Annotated in this window: 21 protein-coding genes and 1 pseudogene; 9 read left to right on the top strand and 13 right to left on the bottom strand. The window is 62.1% G+C overall.

Going from position 1 to position 18,479, the window contains the following annotated elements:
• The 9 genes from Q427_RS29910 to Q427_RS33575 all read left to right on the top strand — a co-directional run.
• Positions 1 to 338, top strand: a 338-nt coding sequence (locus tag Q427_RS29910) for a (2Fe-2S)-binding protein (protein WP_155833483.1), incomplete at its 5' end; no start/stop codon positions are given.
• A gap of 79 nt (positions 339 to 417) precedes the next feature.
• Complete coding sequence (gene cobA / locus Q427_RS07935) at positions 418 to 1,209, top strand: uroporphyrinogen-III C-methyltransferase (protein ID WP_231613535.1); 792 nt, start codon at positions 418 to 420, stop codon at positions 1,207 to 1,209.
• Positions 1,210 to 1,278: 69 nt separating this feature from the next.
• Positions 1,279 to 1,416: an alternative ribosome rescue factor ArfA gene (gene arfA / locus Q427_RS29915; RefSeq protein WP_081785888.1), complete on the top strand. Its 138-nt coding sequence runs from the start codon at positions 1,279 to 1,281 to the stop codon at positions 1,414 to 1,416.
• Positions 1,417 to 1,482: 66 nt separating this feature from the next.
• A complete protein-coding gene (locus tag Q427_RS07940) occupies positions 1,483 to 2,532 on the top strand; it encodes an AI-2E family transporter (protein WP_043512700.1) in 1,050 nt (349 codons plus the stop codon).
• Positions 2,533 to 2,668: 136 nt separating this feature from the next.
• Complete coding sequence (locus Q427_RS07945) at positions 2,669 to 3,256, top strand: NAD(P)H-dependent oxidoreductase (protein ID WP_043512702.1); 588 nt, start codon at positions 2,669 to 2,671, stop codon at positions 3,254 to 3,256.
• A gap of 247 nt (positions 3,257 to 3,503) precedes the next feature.
• Entirely contained in the window at positions 3,504 to 4,235 is a 732-nt protein-coding gene (locus Q427_RS07950; RefSeq protein ID WP_442905466.1) for a tryptophan 2,3-dioxygenase, read from the top strand.
• A complete protein-coding gene (locus Q427_RS36750) occupies positions 4,175 to 4,360 on the top strand; it encodes a tryptophan 2,3-dioxygenase family protein (protein ID WP_442905467.1) in 186 nt (61 codons plus the stop codon). The genes Q427_RS07950 and Q427_RS36750 overlap by 61 nt, the downstream gene beginning before the upstream one ends.
• A 14-nt stretch (positions 4,361 to 4,374) precedes the next feature.
• Positions 4,375 to 4,965 (top strand): hypothetical protein, encoded by a 591-nt coding sequence (locus tag Q427_RS33570; protein WP_231613525.1) that lies wholly within the window; start codon positions 4,375 to 4,377, stop codon positions 4,963 to 4,965.
• A complete protein-coding gene (locus tag Q427_RS33575) occupies positions 4,965 to 5,624 on the top strand; it encodes an aminotransferase class V-fold PLP-dependent enzyme (RefSeq protein ID WP_231613527.1) in 660 nt (219 codons plus the stop codon). Before Q427_RS33570 ends, Q427_RS33575 begins: the two co-directional genes overlap by 1 nt.
• A 124-nt stretch (positions 5,625 to 5,748) precedes the next feature.
• Here Q427_RS33575 and Q427_RS35180 read toward each other — a convergent pair whose 3' ends face one another.
• From Q427_RS35180 to Q427_RS08010, 13 genes and pseudogenes are all read right to left on the bottom strand, one after another.
• Positions 5,749 to 6,153 carry an EAL domain-containing protein gene (locus tag Q427_RS35180; protein WP_051496219.1) on the bottom strand — a complete coding sequence of 135 codons (405 nt, stop codon included), beginning with the start codon at positions 6,151 to 6,153 and terminating at the stop codon, positions 5,749 to 5,751.
• On the bottom strand, positions 6,105 to 8,075 hold the full coding sequence (locus Q427_RS35185; RefSeq protein ID WP_051496220.1) for a diguanylate cyclase: 1,971 nt from the start codon (positions 8,073 to 8,075) through the stop codon (positions 6,105 to 6,107). Before Q427_RS35185 ends, Q427_RS35180 begins: the two co-directional genes overlap by 49 nt.
• A gap of 169 nt (positions 8,076 to 8,244) precedes the next feature.
• Positions 8,245 to 10,542, bottom strand: coding sequence for an EAL domain-containing protein (locus Q427_RS07965; RefSeq protein WP_051496221.1), 2,298 nt, complete (start codon positions 10,540 to 10,542; stop codon positions 8,245 to 8,247).
• Positions 10,539 to 10,748, bottom strand: a complete 210-nt coding sequence (locus Q427_RS33585; protein WP_043512704.1) for a PAS domain-containing protein — start codon at positions 10,746 to 10,748, stop codon at positions 10,539 to 10,541. The genes Q427_RS07965 and Q427_RS33585 overlap by 4 nt, the downstream gene beginning before the upstream one ends.
• Complete coding sequence (locus Q427_RS33590) at positions 10,741 to 10,926, bottom strand: hypothetical protein (protein WP_231613528.1); 186 nt, start codon at positions 10,924 to 10,926, stop codon at positions 10,741 to 10,743. The genes Q427_RS33585 and Q427_RS33590 overlap by 8 nt, the downstream gene beginning before the upstream one ends.
• Positions 10,923 to 12,125, bottom strand: a complete 1,203-nt coding sequence (locus Q427_RS07975; RefSeq protein ID WP_231613530.1) for an HD domain-containing phosphohydrolase — start codon at positions 12,123 to 12,125, stop codon at positions 10,923 to 10,925. The genes Q427_RS33590 and Q427_RS07975 overlap by 4 nt, the downstream gene beginning before the upstream one ends.
• Entirely contained in the window at positions 12,122 to 12,979 is an 858-nt protein-coding gene (locus tag Q427_RS07980; protein ID WP_051496222.1) for an ATP-binding protein, read from the bottom strand. The genes Q427_RS07975 and Q427_RS07980 overlap by 4 nt, the downstream gene beginning before the upstream one ends.
• 201 nt (positions 12,980 to 13,180) lie before the next feature.
• Positions 13,181 to 14,592, bottom strand: a pseudogene (locus tag Q427_RS36755) (HD domain-containing phosphohydrolase).
• A gap of 13 nt (positions 14,593 to 14,605) precedes the next feature.
• Positions 14,606 to 15,088 (bottom strand): peroxiredoxin, encoded by a 483-nt coding sequence (locus tag Q427_RS07990; protein WP_043512706.1) that lies wholly within the window; start codon positions 15,086 to 15,088, stop codon positions 14,606 to 14,608.
• Between the two features lie 18 nt (positions 15,089 to 15,106).
• Positions 15,107 to 15,526, bottom strand: coding sequence for a GFA family protein (locus tag Q427_RS07995; protein ID WP_043512709.1), 420 nt, complete (start codon positions 15,524 to 15,526; stop codon positions 15,107 to 15,109).
• A 77-nt stretch (positions 15,527 to 15,603) separates the two neighbouring features.
• Positions 15,604 to 16,704, bottom strand: coding sequence for a histone deacetylase family protein (locus Q427_RS08000; protein ID WP_043512711.1), 1,101 nt, complete (start codon positions 16,702 to 16,704; stop codon positions 15,604 to 15,606).
• A gap of 218 nt (positions 16,705 to 16,922) precedes the next feature.
• A complete protein-coding gene (locus Q427_RS08005) occupies positions 16,923 to 17,399 on the bottom strand; it encodes a peroxiredoxin (RefSeq protein ID WP_043512715.1) in 477 nt (158 codons plus the stop codon).
• Between the two features lie 224 nt (positions 17,400 to 17,623).
• The gene (locus Q427_RS08010) at positions 17,624 to 18,472 is read right to left on the bottom strand and encodes an ABC transporter ATP-binding protein (RefSeq protein WP_043512717.1); all 849 of its coding nucleotides are present in this window, start codon (positions 18,470 to 18,472) and stop codon (positions 17,624 to 17,626) included.
• Between the last annotated feature and the right edge of the window lie 7 nt (positions 18,473 to 18,479).

Genomic DNA, 18,479 nt, shown 5'->3' on the forward strand with positions numbered 1-18,479 from the left:
GCCTGGATGCGGCGCGACAGCGGCGCCTGTTGGCAGGCTGTGACGATGGCGCCGCCGATAGCGGGCCTGTCGTGTGCAGCTGCCACCAGGTCGGGCAGCGCACCATCCGCGATGCCATTCGTGGTGGAGACAACAGCGTCGAAGCGCTGGGCGCCCGGCTGGCCTGTGGTACACAATGTGGTAGCTGCATTCCCGAGTTGAAGTCCCTGCTTGAAGAAAGTGCTGAAGAAAGTGTCGAAGTCAGTACCGAAGAAGATTGTGCCGAAGAAGAAAGTGCCGAAAAGGAGAGGTCCCATGGGGGCGCTGAGCCGAAACCTGAAAACATTGCTATCGCGTGACGGCCTGAGTGCGGGTCTGGCACGGCTCGGCTTCGGTCGCTCCTTCAACTGCCTGGGCGACGCCAGGGCGTGTGGCAGCATGCCGTCCCTGGCGCTGCGCGGCGGTTGCCAGCCAGGGCGCGTCTACCTGGTGGGTGCCGGCAGCGGCGACGTGGAGCTATTGACGCTGAAGGCTGCCCGCCTGCTGCAGCAGGCCGACGCCATCGTCTACGATCGCCTGATCGGCGACGAGGTGCTGTCGCTGATCCCCGCTGGCCGTGAGCGCTACTACGTGGGCAAGGCCAGAGGGCATCACAGCGTGCCCCAGGCCGAGATCGGTGAACTGATGGTCAGGCTGGCGGGGCAGGGCAAGTCGGTGGTGCGGCTGAAAGGCGGCGACCCCGGCATCTTCGGGCGCATGGGGGAGGAGCTCGCCGCCCTGGCCGAGGCCAACGTGCCTGCCGAGATCGTGCCCGGTATCACGGCGGCATCGGCCGCCGCCGCCGGCATGGGCATTCCGCTGACCGACCGCGGCCACGCCCAGCAGGTACGCTTCATCACCGCCCAGCTGTGCCGTGAGGGGGGCGAGCCCGACTGGGCGGAACTGGCCCGCCGGGACGAGACCCTTATCTTCTACATGGGGCTCTCCAAGGTGGAGACCATCTGCACCGGCCTGCGTCAGGCGGGGCTGCCGGATGATTGGCCGATCATGCTGGTCGCCAACGCCAGCCATGCCGACCAGCAGTCGCACACCGGCACCCTGTTGGATATGCCTGGCCGGCTTGCGGCCCAGCCGCTGCCTTCCCCCTGCCTGATCGTGGTGGGCAGCGTGGTGAGCATGGTCGCCACCAGCCCCGTGGCGCTCCAGGCGAGGAATGAAACCTCCCTCTGATCTGCTAGTCTCACAGTTGGGCCTTGCTTGGCCAGCACAGGCTGCCGACACAATCGACCGGAGATGAGGATGAAGAAATCCAGGATTCGTGACAATGCACTGAAGGCGCAGCTGCGCACGCCGCTGTTTCGCATGCGCCAGGAGAAACCCAAGAAGGGCAAGGGAAGCTACTCCCGCAAGGGCCGGGAGCATCGCCAAGCGGCCTGATCGGCGGTTTCGCGATACTTCCACCCCTTCAGGCAGGATGCCTGGCACGACCGGCAGGGAGCTGACATGGATGATGGCTTTGGAAACCTTTCGCTTTTTTCGCGCAGGGTACTGATCACGATAGGGCTGATCGCCCTGGTGGCTATCCTGCTCTATTTTGCTGCCCAACTGATCGACGTCCTGCTGCTGGTATTCGCCGGCATCCTCGTTGCCGTTTCCATCGATGGTGTCTCTCGGCTCGTGGCCCGCTACCTGCCGCTTGCGCGTGCCTGGACGTTGTCCCTTGCCTTTCTCTTGATCCTGTTCCTGTCCGTGGGGCTGGGTTTTGTCATCGGGCCTCCCTTGAAGGAGCAGTTGCCACTGCTGATCCAGCAACTGCCTGAAGCGCTGCAGGAGCTGGCGGCCACGGTCATGGGCCTGCCCGGCATCGAAGCGGCGCTGAAGGAGGTGGATGAGCCCGGGCAGCTCATCAACCCGCTGCTGGAACAGTTCACCGCCTTCTTCGCATCCACCTTCGGTGCCATCGCCAGCTTCTTCCTGATCCTGCTGATCGGCTTCTACCTGGTGCTGAGTCCGTCCATGTACCTGGGGAACATGCTGCTGCTGTTCCCACCGGCCCGCCGCGGGCGCTGGCTGGACGTCTTCATCAACCAGGGGAGGGCCCTGCGTCTCTGGCTGCTGAGCCGGCTGATCTCCATGCTGTTCGTCGGCGTCTCTATCAGCATCGGCCTGTATTTCCTGGACGTGCCCATGGCCGGTGCCCTGGGCCTGATTGCCGGCCTGCTGACCTTCATCCCCTATCTGGGGCCGATACTGGGCATGATCCCCACCGTGCTGATCGCCTTTCTGACGTCACCCGAGCTGGCGCTCTATGCCATCGTGCTCTATCTCGTCGTGGAGACGCTGGAGTCGAACGTGGTCATGCCCATTGCCGCCAAGGGGGTGGTGAGACTGCCGCCGGCCTACACCGTCATCGTGCAGCTTGCCGGCGCGGCGGTTGCCGGCCTGGCCGGCGTGATCCTGGCAACGCCGCTCGCCGTGGTGGCGGTCGTCGCCATCCAGATGCTCTATATCGAGGATGTGCTGGGAGATGACGTCGACGTGCTAGGGAAATGATCGGATGTGCTGAAGTTTTTGATGCGGTGACGCTCCAGGGAAAGCCGTATGCTTGATGACAATCAAGCCGAATGTGTCAGTTTGTGAGTAATGTGAAAACGGCACGAGCTTGCAAATCACCAGGGGCGCCACAGTCATGACAACGCGTATCTTGATTCTCCAGGGGCATCCCGATGCCGGCGGGGCTCACCTGTGCCACTCTCTGGCCGAGCACTACCGCGCAGGCGCCGAATCCCATGGACATGAGGTGCGGGTGGTCGATATCGGCATGCTCGAGTTCCCCTTGCTGCGTAGCCAGAAGGCATGGAAGGGGGACCCGCTGCCGGCGGGTTTGCAGGAGGCCCAGAATGCCATTGCCTGGTGCCAGCACCTGGTGCTGTTCTTCCCCCTTTGGCTCGCTGACATGCCGGCCCTGGTGAAAGCCTTCCTCGAGCAGGTGATGCGCCCCGGCTTCGCCTTCGAGTACGTGGATAGCAATCCGCTGGGCAAGAAGGGGTTGTCCGGTCGCTCGGCACGGGTGGTCGTCACCATGGGCATGCCTGCCATGATCTATCGGCATGTCTACCGCGCCCACAGCGTCAAGTCCCTGGAACGCAATGTGCTCGGCTTTGTCGGCTTTTCGCCCGTGCGCGAGTCCCTGATCGGCAGGGTGGAATCCATGAGCGAACAGGGTCGCGCGAAGTGGTTTCGCACGATGCATGGGCTGGGCACCGACGCGGAGTAGGCTTCGTCCGAAAACTGGCTACGCTTGTCCATACGGCGTTAAAAATCAGCTCAAAGTACTCATTTACACCACGTAAACTCCGTTTTCTCACCGATTTTTGCCTTGCCTGGTCTTCGCTCGCCGACTTTTCAGACGAAGCCTAAGGCGAAAACAGGCATCGAAATGTCGGGCACTGGCGGTCTGCGTTGACTGGCAATACCATGGGTGGACAGCCAACAACGCAGCGTGAGCAGGGAGTGCCCGAGGTATGGCCAATCGAGATACCCGTCCGCCGGAAGGCCGGACGGTGGAACTGGATGGTGAAGGGGTCCACTGGGACCAGGACATCAGTTATGGGCAGTACCTGCAGCTGGAGCCGTTGCTGGCCTGCCAGCAGCGGCGCTCGGACCAGCATGATGAGATGCTGTTCATCGTCATCCACCAGGTTTCCGAGTTGTGGCTCAAGCAGTGCCTGCATGAAGCCCATGCGGCGGCAGCGCATATTGCCGAAGAAAAGCTCGCTCCCGCCTTCAAGATGCTCTCGCGGGTGGCCCGCATCCAGGAGCAGATGATCCATGCCTGGGAGGTGCTGGTCACCATGACGCCGGCGGACTATGCCAGCTTCCGCGACAGCCTGGGTCAGAGTTCGGGGTTTCAGTCCTACCAGTACCGGGAGCTGGAGTTCCTGCTCGGCAACAAGAATCCCAAGCTGGTCGAGGTCCACCGCGGTCATCCGCAGCATTACCGGCGACTGAGCGAGGTGCTGAATACCCCCAGCCTCTATGACATCAGCCTGCAGCTGCTGGCGCGTCGCGGTTTCGACATTCCCCCAACTGCATCGACCGCGACTGGTCTCAGCCCTACCAGCCCTGCGAGGTGGTGGAGCAGGCCTGGGCGGCAATCTATCGCGAGCCGGAAGCGCACTGGGATCTCTATGAGCTGGCCGAGAAGCTCGTCGATACTGAATACAATTTTCATAAGTGGCGCTTCAGCCATATGAAGACGGTGGAGCGCATCATCGGCTACAAGCCCGGCACCGGCGGTACCGGCGGTGTCTCTTTCCTGGTCAAGGCGCTGGAGCTGCAGTTCTTCCCCGAGCTGTGGTCGGTGAGGACCAGCATGTGAGGAGCCTCGAAACCATGGAACCGGCAGCATCACCAAGCCGAGCCGATCTGCTGCGGTTGGACCGCGACGACCCCCTGGCCGACTATCGTGACCGCTTCGCACTGGAGGAGGGGTTGATCTATCTCAACGGCAACTCCCTCGGTGCCCTGCCTCGGGCGGCCTGCCGCAGGGCTGCCGAGGTGGTGGAGCAGGAGTGGGGGAGGGGGTTGATCCGCAGCTGGAATCGCCACGACTGGGTGTCGCTGCCCGAGCGGGTTGGCGACAGGGTCGCCGGGCTGATCGGCGCCGAGCCCGGTGAGGTCGTGGTGGCCGACTCCACCTCGGTCAACCTGTTCAAGCTGGCGGCGGCGGCGATCCGCATGCGTCCGGGGCGCTGCAAGATCGTATCCGAGCCGGGGAACTTCCCCACCGACCTCTATATCCTCCAGGGGCTGGAAGGCTTCCTGAAGGGCGAGGTGCGACTGGAAACGGCGCCCAGGGAGGGGCTGGCGTCGCATATCGACGAAGACACCGCCCTGGTGGTACTCACGCATGTGCACTACAAGTCCGGCGAGATGTTCGACATGGCCGCCATCACCGCCCGTGCCCACGAGGTCGGCGCCTGATGCTGTGGGATCTCAGCCACAGCGCCGGGGCGGTGCCCGTGGACCTTAACGGCGTGGGGGCCGACTTCGCCGTGGGCTGCGGCTACAAGTACCTCAATGGCGGTCCCGGGGCGCCCGGCTACCTGTTCGTGGCACGTCGTCACCTGGCCGACTTCCACCAGCCGCTCAGCGGCTGGTTCGGACACGCCGAGCCCTTCGCCATGCGTGACGACTACCAGCCTGCCAACTCCATCAAGCGGGGTCTGTGCGGCACGCCCGGCGTTCTCGGCACGGCTGTGATGGAGGTGGGTGTCGAACTGCAGGCGTCGGCCGACATGACGAAAGTGCGAGACAAGTCCCGGCGCCTCGGAGAGCTGTTCATCCAGCTGGTCGAGACCCACTGTGAGGGCATGGGCTTTGCGCTGGCCTCTCCTCGCGATGCCGAGCGGCGGGGCAGCCAGGTGTCGTTCACCCACGAGCACGCCTATCCGATCATGCAGGCGCTGATCGCCCGCAATATCATCGGCGATTTCCGAGCGCCGGATATCCTGCGTTTCGGCTTCGCGCCGCTGTATGTGCGGCATGTCGATATCTGGGATACCGTCCAGGCCCTGGCGGACATCATGGCCACGGGTGAGTGGGACAAGCCTCAGTACAAGCAGCGCAGTGCGGTGACCTGAAAGCGGGGCCATCGCCAGACCGCGAGAGCAGGGCCTTGACGGTGGCCCCTTCCGGGTAAGTGCGTGTTTGCTGGGGCGCTGGAAGGAGCCTGGCCGCTGCGGGCCATGAGCGCGAGCATGTCGCTCATGGCGCTTCGGCAAGCAGTGCCTTGAACCGGCAGGGTCGGTGCATGCCATAGCCCTGTGCGTAGTGCACCCCCATCCCGCGCAGCAGCTCCAGGGCTTCGTCGGTCTCGACGAATTCAGCGACGATGGTCTTGTTCAGGGTCTGGCCGATTTCATTGATGGCGCGCACCATGGCCAGGTCAGTTTCGTCGTTGGCGATGTCGCGCACGAAGAGTCCATCGATCTTGAGACAGTCCACCGGCAGGCATCTCAGGTAGCCGAAGGAGGAGAGGCCGGCCCCGAAATCATCCAGTGCGAAGGTACATCCGCGCTTGCTCAGCTTCTCCATGAAGGAGGTGACATCGAGCAGGTTCCTCACCGCTGCCGTCTCGGTGATCTCGAAGCAGAGCTTCCCCGGCGGCACTGCATAGTGATCCAGGTTTTCACCACGAAGTCATGGAAATCCTCGTGATCGAAAGAGCGCCCGGAAAGATTGATATGGCAGGCTTCAAGGCGGGCCAGGTGTTGTGGGTGGGCGGCCAGCTGTTCGCAGACGTGCTCGATGACCCACCGATCGATCTGGTGCGCTGCTCCGAAGCGCTCCGCTGCCGGCAGGAAATTTCCGGGTGGTATGACCTTACCGTCTTCGTCGATCAGCCTGACCAATACTTCATAGCGCAGGCTATCGGGGCGAGCCAGGCAGACCAGGCGTTGGGCGTCCAGGAAGATGCGTTGCTCGGCCAGGGCGCTGCGGATACGACCCAGCCACTCCATCTCTCCACGCTGCTCTGCCAGTTGCCTATCATCCTCCTGCAGCAGGTGAACGCGGTTGCGCCCCTGCTCCTTGGCCAGGTAGCAGGCGATGTCTGCCGTACGCAGCAGGCTACCGGTGTCGCTGCTGGCTGAGGTGATCGGCACCACGCCGATGCTGCAGCCGGGAGTATAGAGGGCCCCTTCCCAGGAGAAGGGGGTCTCGGCGACGATGGCGCGGAGCTTCTCGGTGACCTGGCAGGCCTTTTCGATATCGCAGTCCTCGAGAATGACGGCAAACTCGTCTCCACCGAGCCGGGCCAGCAGATCGCCATCTCGCAGGCGGCTAAGGAGCAGTTCGGCGGTCTGCCGCAGCAGCTGATCTCCGGCTATATGGCCCGAGGTATCGTTGACGATCTTGAACTGATCGAGGTCGATGAAGCAAAGCGCATGGGTCGAGTCCTCGGTGCGAGCCTGCCGCAGTGCTTCGGCGAGGCTGCGTTCGAAGGCGCGCCGGTTTGGCAGGCCGGTGAGAACGTCGTGGGTGGCCTGATAATTGAGTTCGACGGAGAGGCGACGGGATTCGGAGACGTCCTCGATGATCACCACGTAAAGGGGAGCACTGCTGGTATCGGCGCTCATGCGGGAGACCGTCAGCTTGACCCACACCGTATCTCCCTCGTGACAGAGGAAGCGCTGTTCCAGGGTGTAGCTGTTGATGGTGCCGGCGAGCATCTCGGCTCTTTGCTGACGACCGATATCCCAGTCCTCGGGATAGACCAGATCCCGGTAATGCATGCCCAGGAGCGCCTCTTTCGGATAGCGCAGTATCCCGCATAGAGCCTGGTTGACATCGATCAGGTAGCCCTTGTCATCCACCTGGGTCATGCCCACTGCGGCCTGCTCGAAGGTGACCCGGAACTTGCGCTCGGCGGACGTGATCGCAAGGCTCAGACGCCATCCCAACAGGCCGGCGATCAGCCCCATCGTCAGCAGAAACGCGACGCTGAACAGGGAGAGTATGCGCCTCATTGCGCGGGAGGCGTCGGTCATGGCGCGGCGGAAGTCCTCGGTAAGAGGGGCCAGGCTGCGGTTGACTTCCCCCAGGCTGACCCGCAGTCGAGCGATTTCTGCCATGGAGGGGTCATCGGCCTGCCACTCCCGCTCGAGCTGCTCCGCAAGGGTGACGAGCTCGAGAAGGTAGGCGTCGCTCTCCTGCCAGGTTTCCACGGCTCCCTGAAAGATCGGGCTGCCTGAAAAGAGTCGGAACAGCCAGATCAAGTGGCCGATATCATCGGGGTGGTTGAGCCCCCGCAGCAAGCCATCTCGTGCGGCAGCCGAATCCACGGGCGAGGCTTCCATGGCACGGCGAGCGTCGAGACCACCCAGCGGAACGGCGAGCCAGTCCTGGGCGCGCTCCAGTGCATCGGTGTGCCCGGTTTCCGCATAGGCATCCAGGTGGTGAATGGCGGCCAGCTGGGCCCTGGACCAGGCGCTTTGTCCACCGATATACGCGGCGATGGCCGACTGCATCTGGACCACGGCGACGCTGAAGCCGGCAGCCAGTACTGCCACAAGCAGCAGACCGAGGATCAAGCCAAGCGCCTTTCCTCGGTATGTTTCGCTACGGAGGGCTTTCGTCCATGGTCGCATCGCCGTCTCTCTGTTCATGTCTCTCTTACTGTAGCAACCTGGCTATTGAGCCCGGTGACACCCGTTCAACGGCTCATCCTGATACCGAAGGAGGCGCAGAATGGCTCCCTGTTCAATCGGGCTCCGCAGGTTTCATGTTTCGCATCCGAACCTTGAGCATGGCCGCTTCTCGAAACGCTTGCTGAACGACCAGTCTTAACTCCCCGTCGTCCCACGGTTTGGTCAGGAACTTGTAGATGGCGCCTTCGTTGACGGCGGCAGTGACCGTCTTGAGGTCGGTATAACCCGATAGCACGATCTGGATGGCCTGGGGATGGAGCTGCTTGACTCGCTTGAGGAATTCCGTGCCGCTCATCTCTGGCATGCGTTGATCGCTGATGATGACGTGCACCTCCTGGGTGGCCAGCAGTTGGAAGGCCTGTTGCGCGCTCGTGGTGGCAAGGATGCGGTAGCCCTCACGTCGCAACGTGCGGTTCAGCGAGCTCAGGATGTTGGGTTCATCGTCGAGCAGCAGCAGGGTCTGGGTGTTTTCATTGCCGGACTTGTCGTTCTGTTGCAGCTGGCTTGCGGCATGATGATCATGCAGGAAGGTGATCAAGTCCTCGATGGGCATGGGGCGGGCAAAATAGAAGCCCTGATAGATATCGCACATTTTCTTGCTGAGAAAGGCGTAGTGAGCCTGGGTTTCCACCCCTTCGGCGAGAACCTTCAGCTGCAGCTGGCTGGCCATGGAAATGATGCCCTGGACGATGGCGGCGTCACGATGGTCGCTGATCACTTCGCGGATGAAGGAGCGGTCGATCTTGATCTTGTCGATGGGCAGGGACTTCAGATAGCTGAGGCTGGAAAAGCCGGTGCCGAAATCGTCGAGGGCGATACTGATGCCGTGGCGTCGCAGCGACTGGAGGATCTCGATGGCTTTCGTGGTGCTTTCCATGAGGATGTTTTCCGTGAGCTCCAGCTCGAGAAGGTGCGCTGCCAGCCCTGCATTTTTCAGCGTCTCCATCACGCCCGGCACGAAATTGGCCCGTTGGAACTGCATGGGCGATACATTGACCGCCATGAGGTACTCTCCGATCCCCAGGGCATTGAGGCGAACGTTGTCGCGACAGGCGGTGCGCAATACCCATTCGCTGATGGGAATGATCTGCCCGGTATCCTCGGCGAGGCCGATGAACTCGGCCGGCAGGATGTAGCCACGTTCGGGATGGTGCCACCGGATCAGTGCCTCGAAGCCGATGATCCTTCCGCTGGCGCCCTGGATTTGCGGCTGGTAGTGCAACTCGAACTGCTGCTCGTCGATGGCGTGTTGCAGGGCATTACGCAGCATGACCCGTTCACTCGCCTTCTTGTTGAGGCCTTCAGTGTACCAATGGTATGTATTGCGCCCCTGCCGCTTGGCCTGGTACATGGCCAGGGCGGCCTGTTGAACCAGGTGTGAGGGTCTTGCAACGCTGTCCGGGTCCAGGGCAATGCCGATGCTGGCGGTCAGGTGCAGCTCGCTCTGCTCGATCCGATAGGGGCGCGCCACACTGGCCAGCAGGCGCTCGACGATAAGGATGACACTACCCGGATCGGGCAACAGGATGGCGAACTCGTCGCCGCTGCAGCGAGCTACGGTATCGCTGGCGCGTACCTGCTGGACAAGGCGTGAGGCGACTTCGACCAGAATCTGATCGCCCAGGTCGTGGCCGAGGCTATCGTTGATCGACTTGAAGTCGTCCAGATCGATATAGAGTACGGCGACGCTGCCGATAGGGAGGCGAGTACGCTGATAGCAAAGCTGCAGTCGTTCCTCCAGTACCGAGCGGTTGGGCAGCCCGGTCAGTGAATCGTGAGTGGCGTTGTGAGCCAGCCGCGATTCATAGGCGCGCTGGGTTGAGATGTCGTTCTGTACGCCAATGAAGTGGCTTACCTTGCCGTTCTCGTCGAGAACCGGGGAGATATGGAGGTCGTTCCAGAAGCGAGTGCCGTCCTTTCGATAGTTGCACAGGGTGGCGTGTGTATAGCACTTGGTGGCAATGCCTCGCCGGATGACACCCCGTGCCTCGGCGTCGGTATCGGGCCCCTGCAGGAAACGACAGTTGCGGCCCATGGCTTCCTGTCGAGTGTAACCGGTGATGCGTTCGAAGGCCGAGTTGACATAAATGATCGGCAGGTCCGGGTGGTTGGCTTCGGCGATGATGACGCCATTGACGCTGGACTCGATACTGCGTTCCAGAATGTGGAGCCGCTGCTCGCCGCGCTTGCGCTGCGTGATGTCTCTCGCCACCACATAGATGACCCTTTCCGTTCCCAGGTCGGCATTGATCTCTACCCAGTGGACATCTCCCTGAGCATCACGCGTGCGTGCTTCCAGTGCGTGGACGCGCTGACCGGCCTTGATTCGATCAATGGCAGCATCGATCAAGGTCGATCTTCCGCCAACACCAACTTGCTGTAATGATGACCGACAAGCTGTTTCTCCGAATAGCCGAGCAGCTGCTTGAAGGTTGCGTTGACCTGCAGGAAGCGGCCATCGAGGTCGACCCGGCAGAACAGTTCCAGGGAGAGGGTGAAGAACTGGTCGCGCTGACGCAGGGCTTCGCGCAGTTCCTCCAGGCTGCGATCAGTCATCGCTCTCAGCGCCCTCACTGCCCTCATGGCATCCAGGCTTGCAGACCATCAGCGTGTAGCTACCCCCTTCGACCTCTTCGAGCTTGCGTAGCTTGTCGATAAGGTGCTGGGTCAGCTCCTTGCCTTCATTGAGCAGCAGGATGCCGGTTGCAGAGTGGATATCCTGTCCCAGGATCATGCCCGGCTCGAGCTGGCGCGTCTCCAGCGATAGCATGGTTTTCCCGGCCTGGCCCAGGTCCGGCGCCTGGTCGATACAGAGTGTGATGAAGGCCTGACACAGGCTGGCTCATAGACGCGCCCGGAGAGCTTGCGCAGCAGGTCGAGGGCCTGTTGCCGGGGAACTTTCCGAGGGAGAATCATCCCCCGCTGAAGCTCGATGAAATCAACGGCCAGCGCGAGCAGCCGTGCCCCATAGGGGATGGCCTCGCCCTTGAGGCGACTTGGGTAACCATCGCCGTTCCAGTGTTCGCGGTGATGGCGAATGAGCCGGGCGGTCCCCTGGAGGTGTTCCAACGACATCAGCAGGCTTTCGCCGGTTTCCGGATAGCGACGATAGGCCTTGCGGTCCTCGGCGAAGAGGCGCTCCGAAGGTGTCGTCAGCATGCGGTCATCCCAGGCCAGCTTGCCAAGGTTGTACAAGGCGGCTGCCATGAGCAGGTCGCGGCGGAGTGCGTCCTCCAGCTCATGAGTTTCGGCAAACGCCTGGATCAGGTCACCGATCTGGGCATTGGCGTGCAGGTGGCGTGGCATGCGCTGTGTGATGAGTGATGAAAAGACGCGAGTGGCCATGACATAGCTGTGCTTCAGCTCGTCATAGGCACTATCCAGCATGTCGGTGATCTGCTTGAGTTCCTGGGTACGCGCCTCGACACGCTGCTCCAGCGTGGCGTTGAGCTCCATGAGTTCCTGATTCTGCTGGAGGGTCAAGGCTTCCAGGCGTTTCTGTTCGCGCTCCGCCAGCTGATGGGCTAAGGCCTGGCGAAGCGTGAGGCGCAGCTTGTGGTCGTCCCAGGGCTTGGCAATGTAGCTGTAGATATGGCCTTCGTTGATGGCGCGGATCGTGGCATTCATATCGCTCTGACCGGTCAGCAGGATACGAATACAATCTGGGCTGACCCGCTGGACCCGGCTCAACAGCTCCGCACCATCCATGCCGGGCATGAGGCAATCGGAAATCACGAGATCGACAGCTTCCTGCTCCATCATCGCCAGTGCAGCCTCGCCACTGTTGGCGGTCAGAACAAGGTAGTTTTCAGCCCGGAGCACGCGTTTCAGGGCGGAGAGGACGTTGGGCTCATCGTCCACCAGCAGCAGCGTCGCCTCAGGCACCTGAGGCGGTTCGGGAGTGGTAAGGGGCTGGTCGGCTTCGAGAGTCATGGTACCCCCTGCGCTTGCTCGATACTGTGGGGCTGCTTGACCGGCAGCCAGACCCGGAACGTACTGCCTTGGCCGACTTGACTGTGGATGTCGATCTGGCCGCCGTGCTTCTGCACGATGCTGAACGAGAGGGCCAGCCCCAGGCCGGTACCTTCGCCGATCGGCTTGGTGGTGAAGAAGGGCTCGAAGAGCCTGTCCCGGTGCTCGGGAGGGATGCCGCAACCGGTGTCGGAAACCTCGAACCAGACGCGCTCCCCTTCGTGGCCGGTACGCAGGGTAATAACGCCGTTGCCCTTGATGGCCTGGGAGGCATTGGTCAGGAGGTTGAGCGCTACCTGCTTGATCTGGGAGGGCAGGCATTCGATGGGCGGCAGGATGGCGTATTCCTTGATGACCTCGGCCTTGTACTTCAGCTCGTTGTTGGCCAGGTTCAGTGTCGTGTCGAGGCCCTGATGCAGGTCGACGAAGACGAAGTCGTCCTCCTCGATATGGGAGAAATCCTTCAAGGCGGTAATAAGGGACTTGACGCGCTCGATACCCTCCTCGGATTCGGCGATCAGGGCTTTTGCATCGTCGCGGATATAGTCGTAGTCCAGGCTCTGTTTTAGCGCCTGGAGCTCTTTCAGGGAGTCGACCTGGTCAGTGGCATCGATGATACGCAGCAGGTCATTCACGTATTCGGCCAGTGTCTTGAGATTGGAGAACACGTAACCGATGGGGTTGTTGATCTCGTGTGCCACACCGGCAGCCAATTGGCCGATGGCGGCCAGCTTCTCGGATTGCAGAAGCTGGGGATTGGCCTGCTTCAGGTCGCAGAGCAATTGGCTCATGCGGCCGGCATCGTTGTCCTGCATAGCGACTCCCTGTCGTTATGGACCATCCACGCCTGAATCGGCATGATCTTCCTACTAACAATCGGCAGGCGGGCGCAGGGCTTGAGGTTAATTTTTCGGAATGGCCCTTTCGGCCCGCCCGGCGGTGGGGGGAGGCATCGCTTGAGTATCGGTTCCGGCAGGTGATTGGCGCTACTGTCGCCGGGCAACGTTGTCCTGGCGTCAGCCGTCGCTTCCCGGCTTCTTGATCAGCAGGGAATAGCGGATCTCCTCGACCTCCTCGAAGTGGAGCAGCTTGTCGATGAGGGCAGGTGTCAGCTCCTTGCCTTCGTGCAACAGCAGCATCCCCGTCTCGGAGTAAAGGTCCTGGGCGAGAATCATCCCGGGCCGGAGCTTGCTGCTGTCCAGGGAGATCACTGGCTCCCCGATCACTCCCAGGTCGGGGGCTTGTTCGAGGCAGAGCTTGAGGAAGGAGGCGCACAGCTCCGGGTCATAGACACGTCCCGAGAACTTGCGCAGCAGATCCAGGGCTTGCTGGCGTGGCAGCTTGCTCGGCAGGATCATCCCGCGTTGGAGTTCAATGAAGTCCACGGCCAGGCCCAGCAGCCGAGCCCCGAAGGGGATGGCTTCCCGCTCCAGCTGGTCGGGATAGCCCCCGCCGTTCCACCGCTCGCGGTGATGACGCACGATTCGGGCAGTGCCTTGAGGTGATCCAGCGCCATCAGCAGGCTTTCACCGATTTCGGGATAGAGCTGGTAGGTTTTCTGGTCCTCGGCGAAGAGGCGCTGCGAGGGGGTGGTGAGCATGTGGTCGTTCCAGCTCACTCTTCCCAGGTTATAGAGCGCTGCAGCCATCAGCAGGTCGAGCTTCAGCTCCTCATCCAGGTCATGAGCGGCGCAATATGCCCTGACCAGGGCGTCGACCTGGGCATTGGTCTGCAAGCGACTGGGCAGCCTCAGGTTGATCAGAGATGAGAACACGCGCATGGCAGTGACCTGGCTGCGCTCGAGCTCTTCGTAGGCGGCGTCCAGCATGGCGGAAATCTGCTCGAGTTCCTGGCTGCGTGCCTCGACGCGCTGTTCCAGGCTGGCGTTGAGCTCGCTCAGCTCACGGTTCTGCTCCCGGGTAAGTGTCTCCAGCCGTTTCCGTTCGCTCTCTGTTTGCTGATGGGCGAGGGCCTGGCGCAGCGTCAGGCATAGCTCTTCCGCTTTCCAGGGGATGCCGATGAAGCTGTAGATGTGCCCCTCGTTGATGGCGCGCACGATGGCATTCAAATCGCTCTGGCTGTCGAGCAGGATGCGCAGGCAATGGGGCCAGCCCTGTTGAATGCGGTTCAAGAGGTCGATGCCACCCATGTCGGGCATGCGCGCGTTGGCCATGACCAGGTCGATCTCTTGCTCATTCATCAATGCCAGGGCGGCTCCACCACCCTCGGCGGTCAACAGGCGGCAGCCTTCCGATCGCAGGGTGTCAGCGAGGAGCGCGAGATTGTCGGCATCGCTGTCGACCAGCAGCAGCGTGGCCGGGAGGGGCTGGGATTCCGGATCCGCTGTCTGTGCCGCCGCTGCTAATTCGGCTAGGTCCAAGTCTTCGTCGTGACTTTCGGTTTGCGGCATATGCCCTCTCGGCTGCATGTTGTGCGCGAAGCTAGAGATTCGCCAACACTGCGTCGACACTACTCTTGTCGACCACGCCACGTTCGGTATCGACACCGATGTACTTCACCACCCCATCGTCGGCAATCAGTGCGTAGCGCAGGCTGCGCAATCCCATGCCGGCAGCGCGGCGGTCGTTCTCCAGGCCTGTCGCCCGGGTGAAATCGGCGTTGCCATCGGCCAGCATCAGGATGGCCTGTGCATTCTGGTCCTTCTGCCAGGCGTCCATGACGAAGGCATCGTTGACCGAGAGGCAGGCCAGGGTATCAACGCCACGTGCCAGTACGTCGTCGGCTTTCACCACGAAGCCCGGCATATGCGTGTTGGAGCAGCCCGGCGTGAAGGCGCCGGGTACGGCGAAGAGAACGACACGCTTGCCGCTGAATAGCTCGGCGGTACTGATATTTTCTGGGCCCTCCGGCCCGTTTGTCTTGAGGATGACGTCCGGGATGGTGTCGCCTATGGAAAGTGGCATGCAATGATTCCTCTACGCTTAACTTCCCTGATAGGCATCGAACACTTCCTGCCCGGTCATGTTATGGGTCTCGTTGGCGAAGGTGTAGTAGTCGGGCTTCTGGTCGATGAAGATCTGGGTATCGAAGGTCCAGGCCTCGCCGTCGTCGACCAGACCCACCGGAATCGCATAGTGATCGCCGGTCTTCAGGCGGTAGAAGAGATGGGTGCCGCAGCGCTGGCAGAACCCCCGTTCGGCCCACTCAGAAGAGGAGTAGACCGTGATGTTCTCTTCGCCTTCCATCTCGACTTCGCTGACCGACTCCAGGGCCAGCATGGGGCCGCCGCTCCAGGTACGACACATGCTGCAGTGGCAGGCACCAAGGTTCTGCTTGCGGGCGACGACGCCGAGTTGTACGGCACCGCAAAGGCAGCTTCCACGTGCGGTCATCCCTTCCATCGTTGCTTCCTCCCGGTTGCTGTCAATATCGTCATTACATCAACATTGTAGCGGGTAAGCTGTTGCCCGCTTCAACCCTATTCCTGCGCTGAAAAGGCGGGCCGATGAAAGGCAGCTGCCGCTTCGACTTCCGCCAGGCCAGTGAGGCCGGGTTCGGGGGCCTCGGCGCCCGCCAGCACAGCCAGCACGGTTCTGACTCCCCGGGACAGAGAGAGCAGGTGATACCCCCCTTCCAGCACGAAGACCAGCCTGCTGTCACAGTGTTTCCGGGCCAGGTCCTGCAGCATGCGCGTCATTGACGCGAAGCCCTCGTAGGAGACATTGAGCGCCAGGTCGAAAGGATGCGGATCGAAGCCGACCGACACCAGGATCAGGTCCGGCTGGAAGGAGTCGGCGGCGGGCACCAGAATATCCTCGAAGGCCTTGAGATAGGCCCGGTCACCGGCCCCGGCCGGCATCGGGACATTGATGGTGGTGCCCTCTCCCAGCCCCACGCCGACGTCTTCGAGCTTGCCGGTACCGGGGTAGAAGGGGGACGCCCGGTGGATGTCGAAGAGCATCACGTCGGGGTCTGCCCAGAAGATGTCCTGGGTGCCGTTGGCATGATGGGCGTCCCAGTCGACGATCAGCACGCGCTCGCAGCCGAGTTCGGCCCTGGCATGTGCCGCCGCAACGGCCACGTTGTTGAACAGGCAGAAGCCACGCGCGCGGACGGGTTCGGCGTGGTGGCCGGGCGGCCGGACCAGGGCGAAGGCGCTCTGGGTTCGGCCCTGCATGACGGCTTCCACCGCGGCGATGGTAGTGCCTGCAGCGACTTCTGCCGCCTCGACGCTGCCGGGAGAAACGGCGGTGGTGTCCACGTCGAGCCAGGCATTGTGGCCGCGCAGCTCGAAGACATGGTCCAGATACGAGCTGGTGTGAACTCGCCCCAGCTGTTCGCGGGTGGCGGGCCCGCCACTTTCGAATGACAGGCCGGGGACCGGTTCGAGTTCGAGCAACTGTCGAATGGCGGTCAGTCGTCCGGCATGTTCCGGATAGACCCAGGGAACCTTCAGCGCCGACAGTAGCTCGCGTATACGCCGATCCATGCGCCCCGGCAGGAAGGGGGCGTCGGAATCCGGGTGATGTGCCAGGACTCGCTCATCGTAGAAGGCGGTTACCTTGTTTGCATCTGCCACTGGCAATACTCCTTGGAACAGCGCTGGGGAAGGGGCGGTAAAGCGCTTCATCCTAGGGGCAAGGATAGTCGAGGGAGTGGTGGCATGTCGCCGTCTCGCGCTTGGGCCGGCGACAGGAAGAAACGGCTCAATCGGGAAGAGCCACCAGGCAGGTGGCTCTTTGCCCCTGTGTTACGCGTATACGGAATTTCCGCAGGGGGCAATATGGTGCACTGACGTTAGAGTTGAGCCAGCACCGTTTCGGCACTGCTTTTCTCGACGCCCTTGGCGTCGATGCCGATGTACTCGACAACGCCGTCATTGGCGATCAGGGCGAAGCGCTTGCTGCGCATGCCCATGCCGCCACCGCTGGCATCCAGCTCGGTACCGATGGCCTTGGTGAAATCGGCGTTACCGTCGGCAAGCATGGTGAAGGCCTGGGCATTCTGATCCTGCTGCCAGGCATCCATCACGAAGGCGTCGTTGACCGCCATGCAGGCGATGGTGTCGACCCCCTTGGCGAGGATCTCATCGGCATTGATCACGAAGGCGGGCATGTGGGTGTTGGAGCATCCGGGCGTGAAAGCGCCCGGCACTGCGAACAGCACCACCCGCTTGCCGGCAAACAGCTCACCGGTGGAAATGTCCTGAGGGCCGTCCGGGCCATTGGTCTTGATCGTGATATCGGGAATCTTGTCACCTGTTGCGAGCGTCATGCGAGATCCTTAATTGTGAAGGGGACGTTCCAGGCTACGCCGATGTTCGTGGTTGTCTACCATTCACAGGATCAGCAACGGCCGTGCTCACCATGGCATCGGCAAGGTGAGCCTACTGCCCGGTGGTGGGGCGAGTCGCCTCAGGGCGATCTTCTGGTGTTGCCAAACGACCTACCGCCACGCGAAGGTGGCGGTAGGTCGAAGGTTGCCTGCAGCCGATGAGGTCAGGCCCGGGCCTTGGCAGCGCCGGTGATGACGGGCTTTTCGCGGCGCTCGGCGAGACTCTCCACCTTGCGCTGTTTCTCGTAGAGAAAGCGCAGTACCTCCTGGCGGTAGTGGTTGTAGCGTGGGTCATCGGCCAGGGTGATGCGATTGCGTGGCCTTGGCAGGTCGATGGCAAGGATCTCCCCGATCTTGGCCGAAGGGCCGTTGGTCATCATCACGATGCGGTCGGACAGCAGCACCGCCTCGTCGACGTCGTGGGTAATCATGATGATGGTGTTGTGCAGTTCCTCCTGGATGCGCATCACTTCCTCCTGCAGGTGGGCGCGGGTCAGGGCGTCGAGGGCGCCGAACGGCTCGTCGAGCAGTAGTACCTTGGGTTCCATGGCCAGCGCCCGGGCAATGCCCACGCGCTGCTTCATGCCGCCGGAGATCTCCTCGGGCCGCTTGTCCAGCGCTGCGGTCATGCCGACCATCTCCAGGTTCTTGAGGATCCACTCGTGGCGTTCGGCCTTGTTCTTGCTGCGGGCAAAGGTCTTGTTGACCGCCAGCGCCACGTTTTCAAAGACGGTCAGCCAGGGCAGCAGAGAGTGGTTCTGGAATACCACGCTGCGATCCGGCCCCGGGTCGTTGACCTCCTTGCCATCGAGGATCACCGCGCCGGATGTGGCGTTGATCAGCCCGGCAACGATGTTCAGCAAGGTGGACTTGCCGCAGCCCGAGTGGCCGATGATCGAGATGTACTCGCCGCGCTCGACGCTCAGGTTGATGTCCTTCAGCACCTGGCTGTCGACGCCATCCCGGGTGAAGGTCATGTCGACCTTTTCGATGCTCAGATAACGTGCAGTCATGGGGAGT

Source organism: Halomonas sp. BC04, from assembly GCF_000568385.1.

Coding starts and splice junctions, on each gene's coding strand:
- Q427_RS07940 (WP_043512700.1), top strand. CDS start 1,483: ATGGATGATGGCTTTGGAAACCTTTCGCTTTTTTCGCGCAGGGTACTG.
- arfA (WP_081785888.1), top strand. CDS start 1,279: ATGAAGAAATCCAGGATTCGTGACAATGCACTGAAGGCGCAGCTGCGC.
- Q427_RS08010 (WP_043512717.1), bottom strand. CDS start 18,472: ATGACTGCACGTTATCTGAGCATCGAAAAGGTCGACATGACCTTCACC.
- Q427_RS33585 (WP_043512704.1), bottom strand. CDS start 10,748: ATGACTGATCGCAGCCTGGAGGAACTGCGCGAAGCCCTGCGTCAGCGC.
- Q427_RS07945 (WP_043512702.1), top strand. CDS start 2,669: ATGACAACGCGTATCTTGATTCTCCAGGGGCATCCCGATGCCGGCGGG.
- Q427_RS07975 (WP_231613530.1), bottom strand. CDS start 12,125: ATGACTCTCGAAGCCGACCAGCCCCTTACCACTCCCGAACCGCCTCAG.
- Q427_RS33575 (WP_231613527.1), top strand. CDS start 4,965: ATGCTGTGGGATCTCAGCCACAGCGCCGGGGCGGTGCCCGTGGACCTT.
- cobA (WP_231613535.1), top strand. CDS start 418: ATGCCGTCCCTGGCGCTGCGCGGCGGTTGCCAGCCAGGGCGCGTCTAC.
- Q427_RS07995 (WP_043512709.1), bottom strand. CDS start 15,526: ATGGAAGGGATGACCGCACGTGGAAGCTGCCTTTGCGGTGCCGTACAA.
- Q427_RS33570 (WP_231613525.1), top strand. CDS start 4,375: ATGGAACCGGCAGCATCACCAAGCCGAGCCGATCTGCTGCGGTTGGAC.
- Q427_RS08005 (WP_043512715.1), bottom strand. CDS start 17,399: ATGACGCTCGCAACAGGTGACAAGATTCCCGATATCACGATCAAGACC.
- Q427_RS33590 (WP_231613528.1), bottom strand. CDS start 10,926: ATGATCCTGGGACAGGATATCCACTCTGCAACCGGCATCCTGCTGCTC.
- Q427_RS07950 (WP_442905466.1), top strand. CDS start 3,504: ATGGCCAATCGAGATACCCGTCCGCCGGAAGGCCGGACGGTGGAACTG.
- Q427_RS07980 (WP_051496222.1), bottom strand. CDS start 12,979: ATGCAGGACAACGATGCCGGCCGCATGAGCCAATTGCTCTGCGACCTG.
- Q427_RS07990 (WP_043512706.1), bottom strand. CDS start 15,088: ATGCCACTTTCCATAGGCGACACCATCCCGGACGTCATCCTCAAGACA.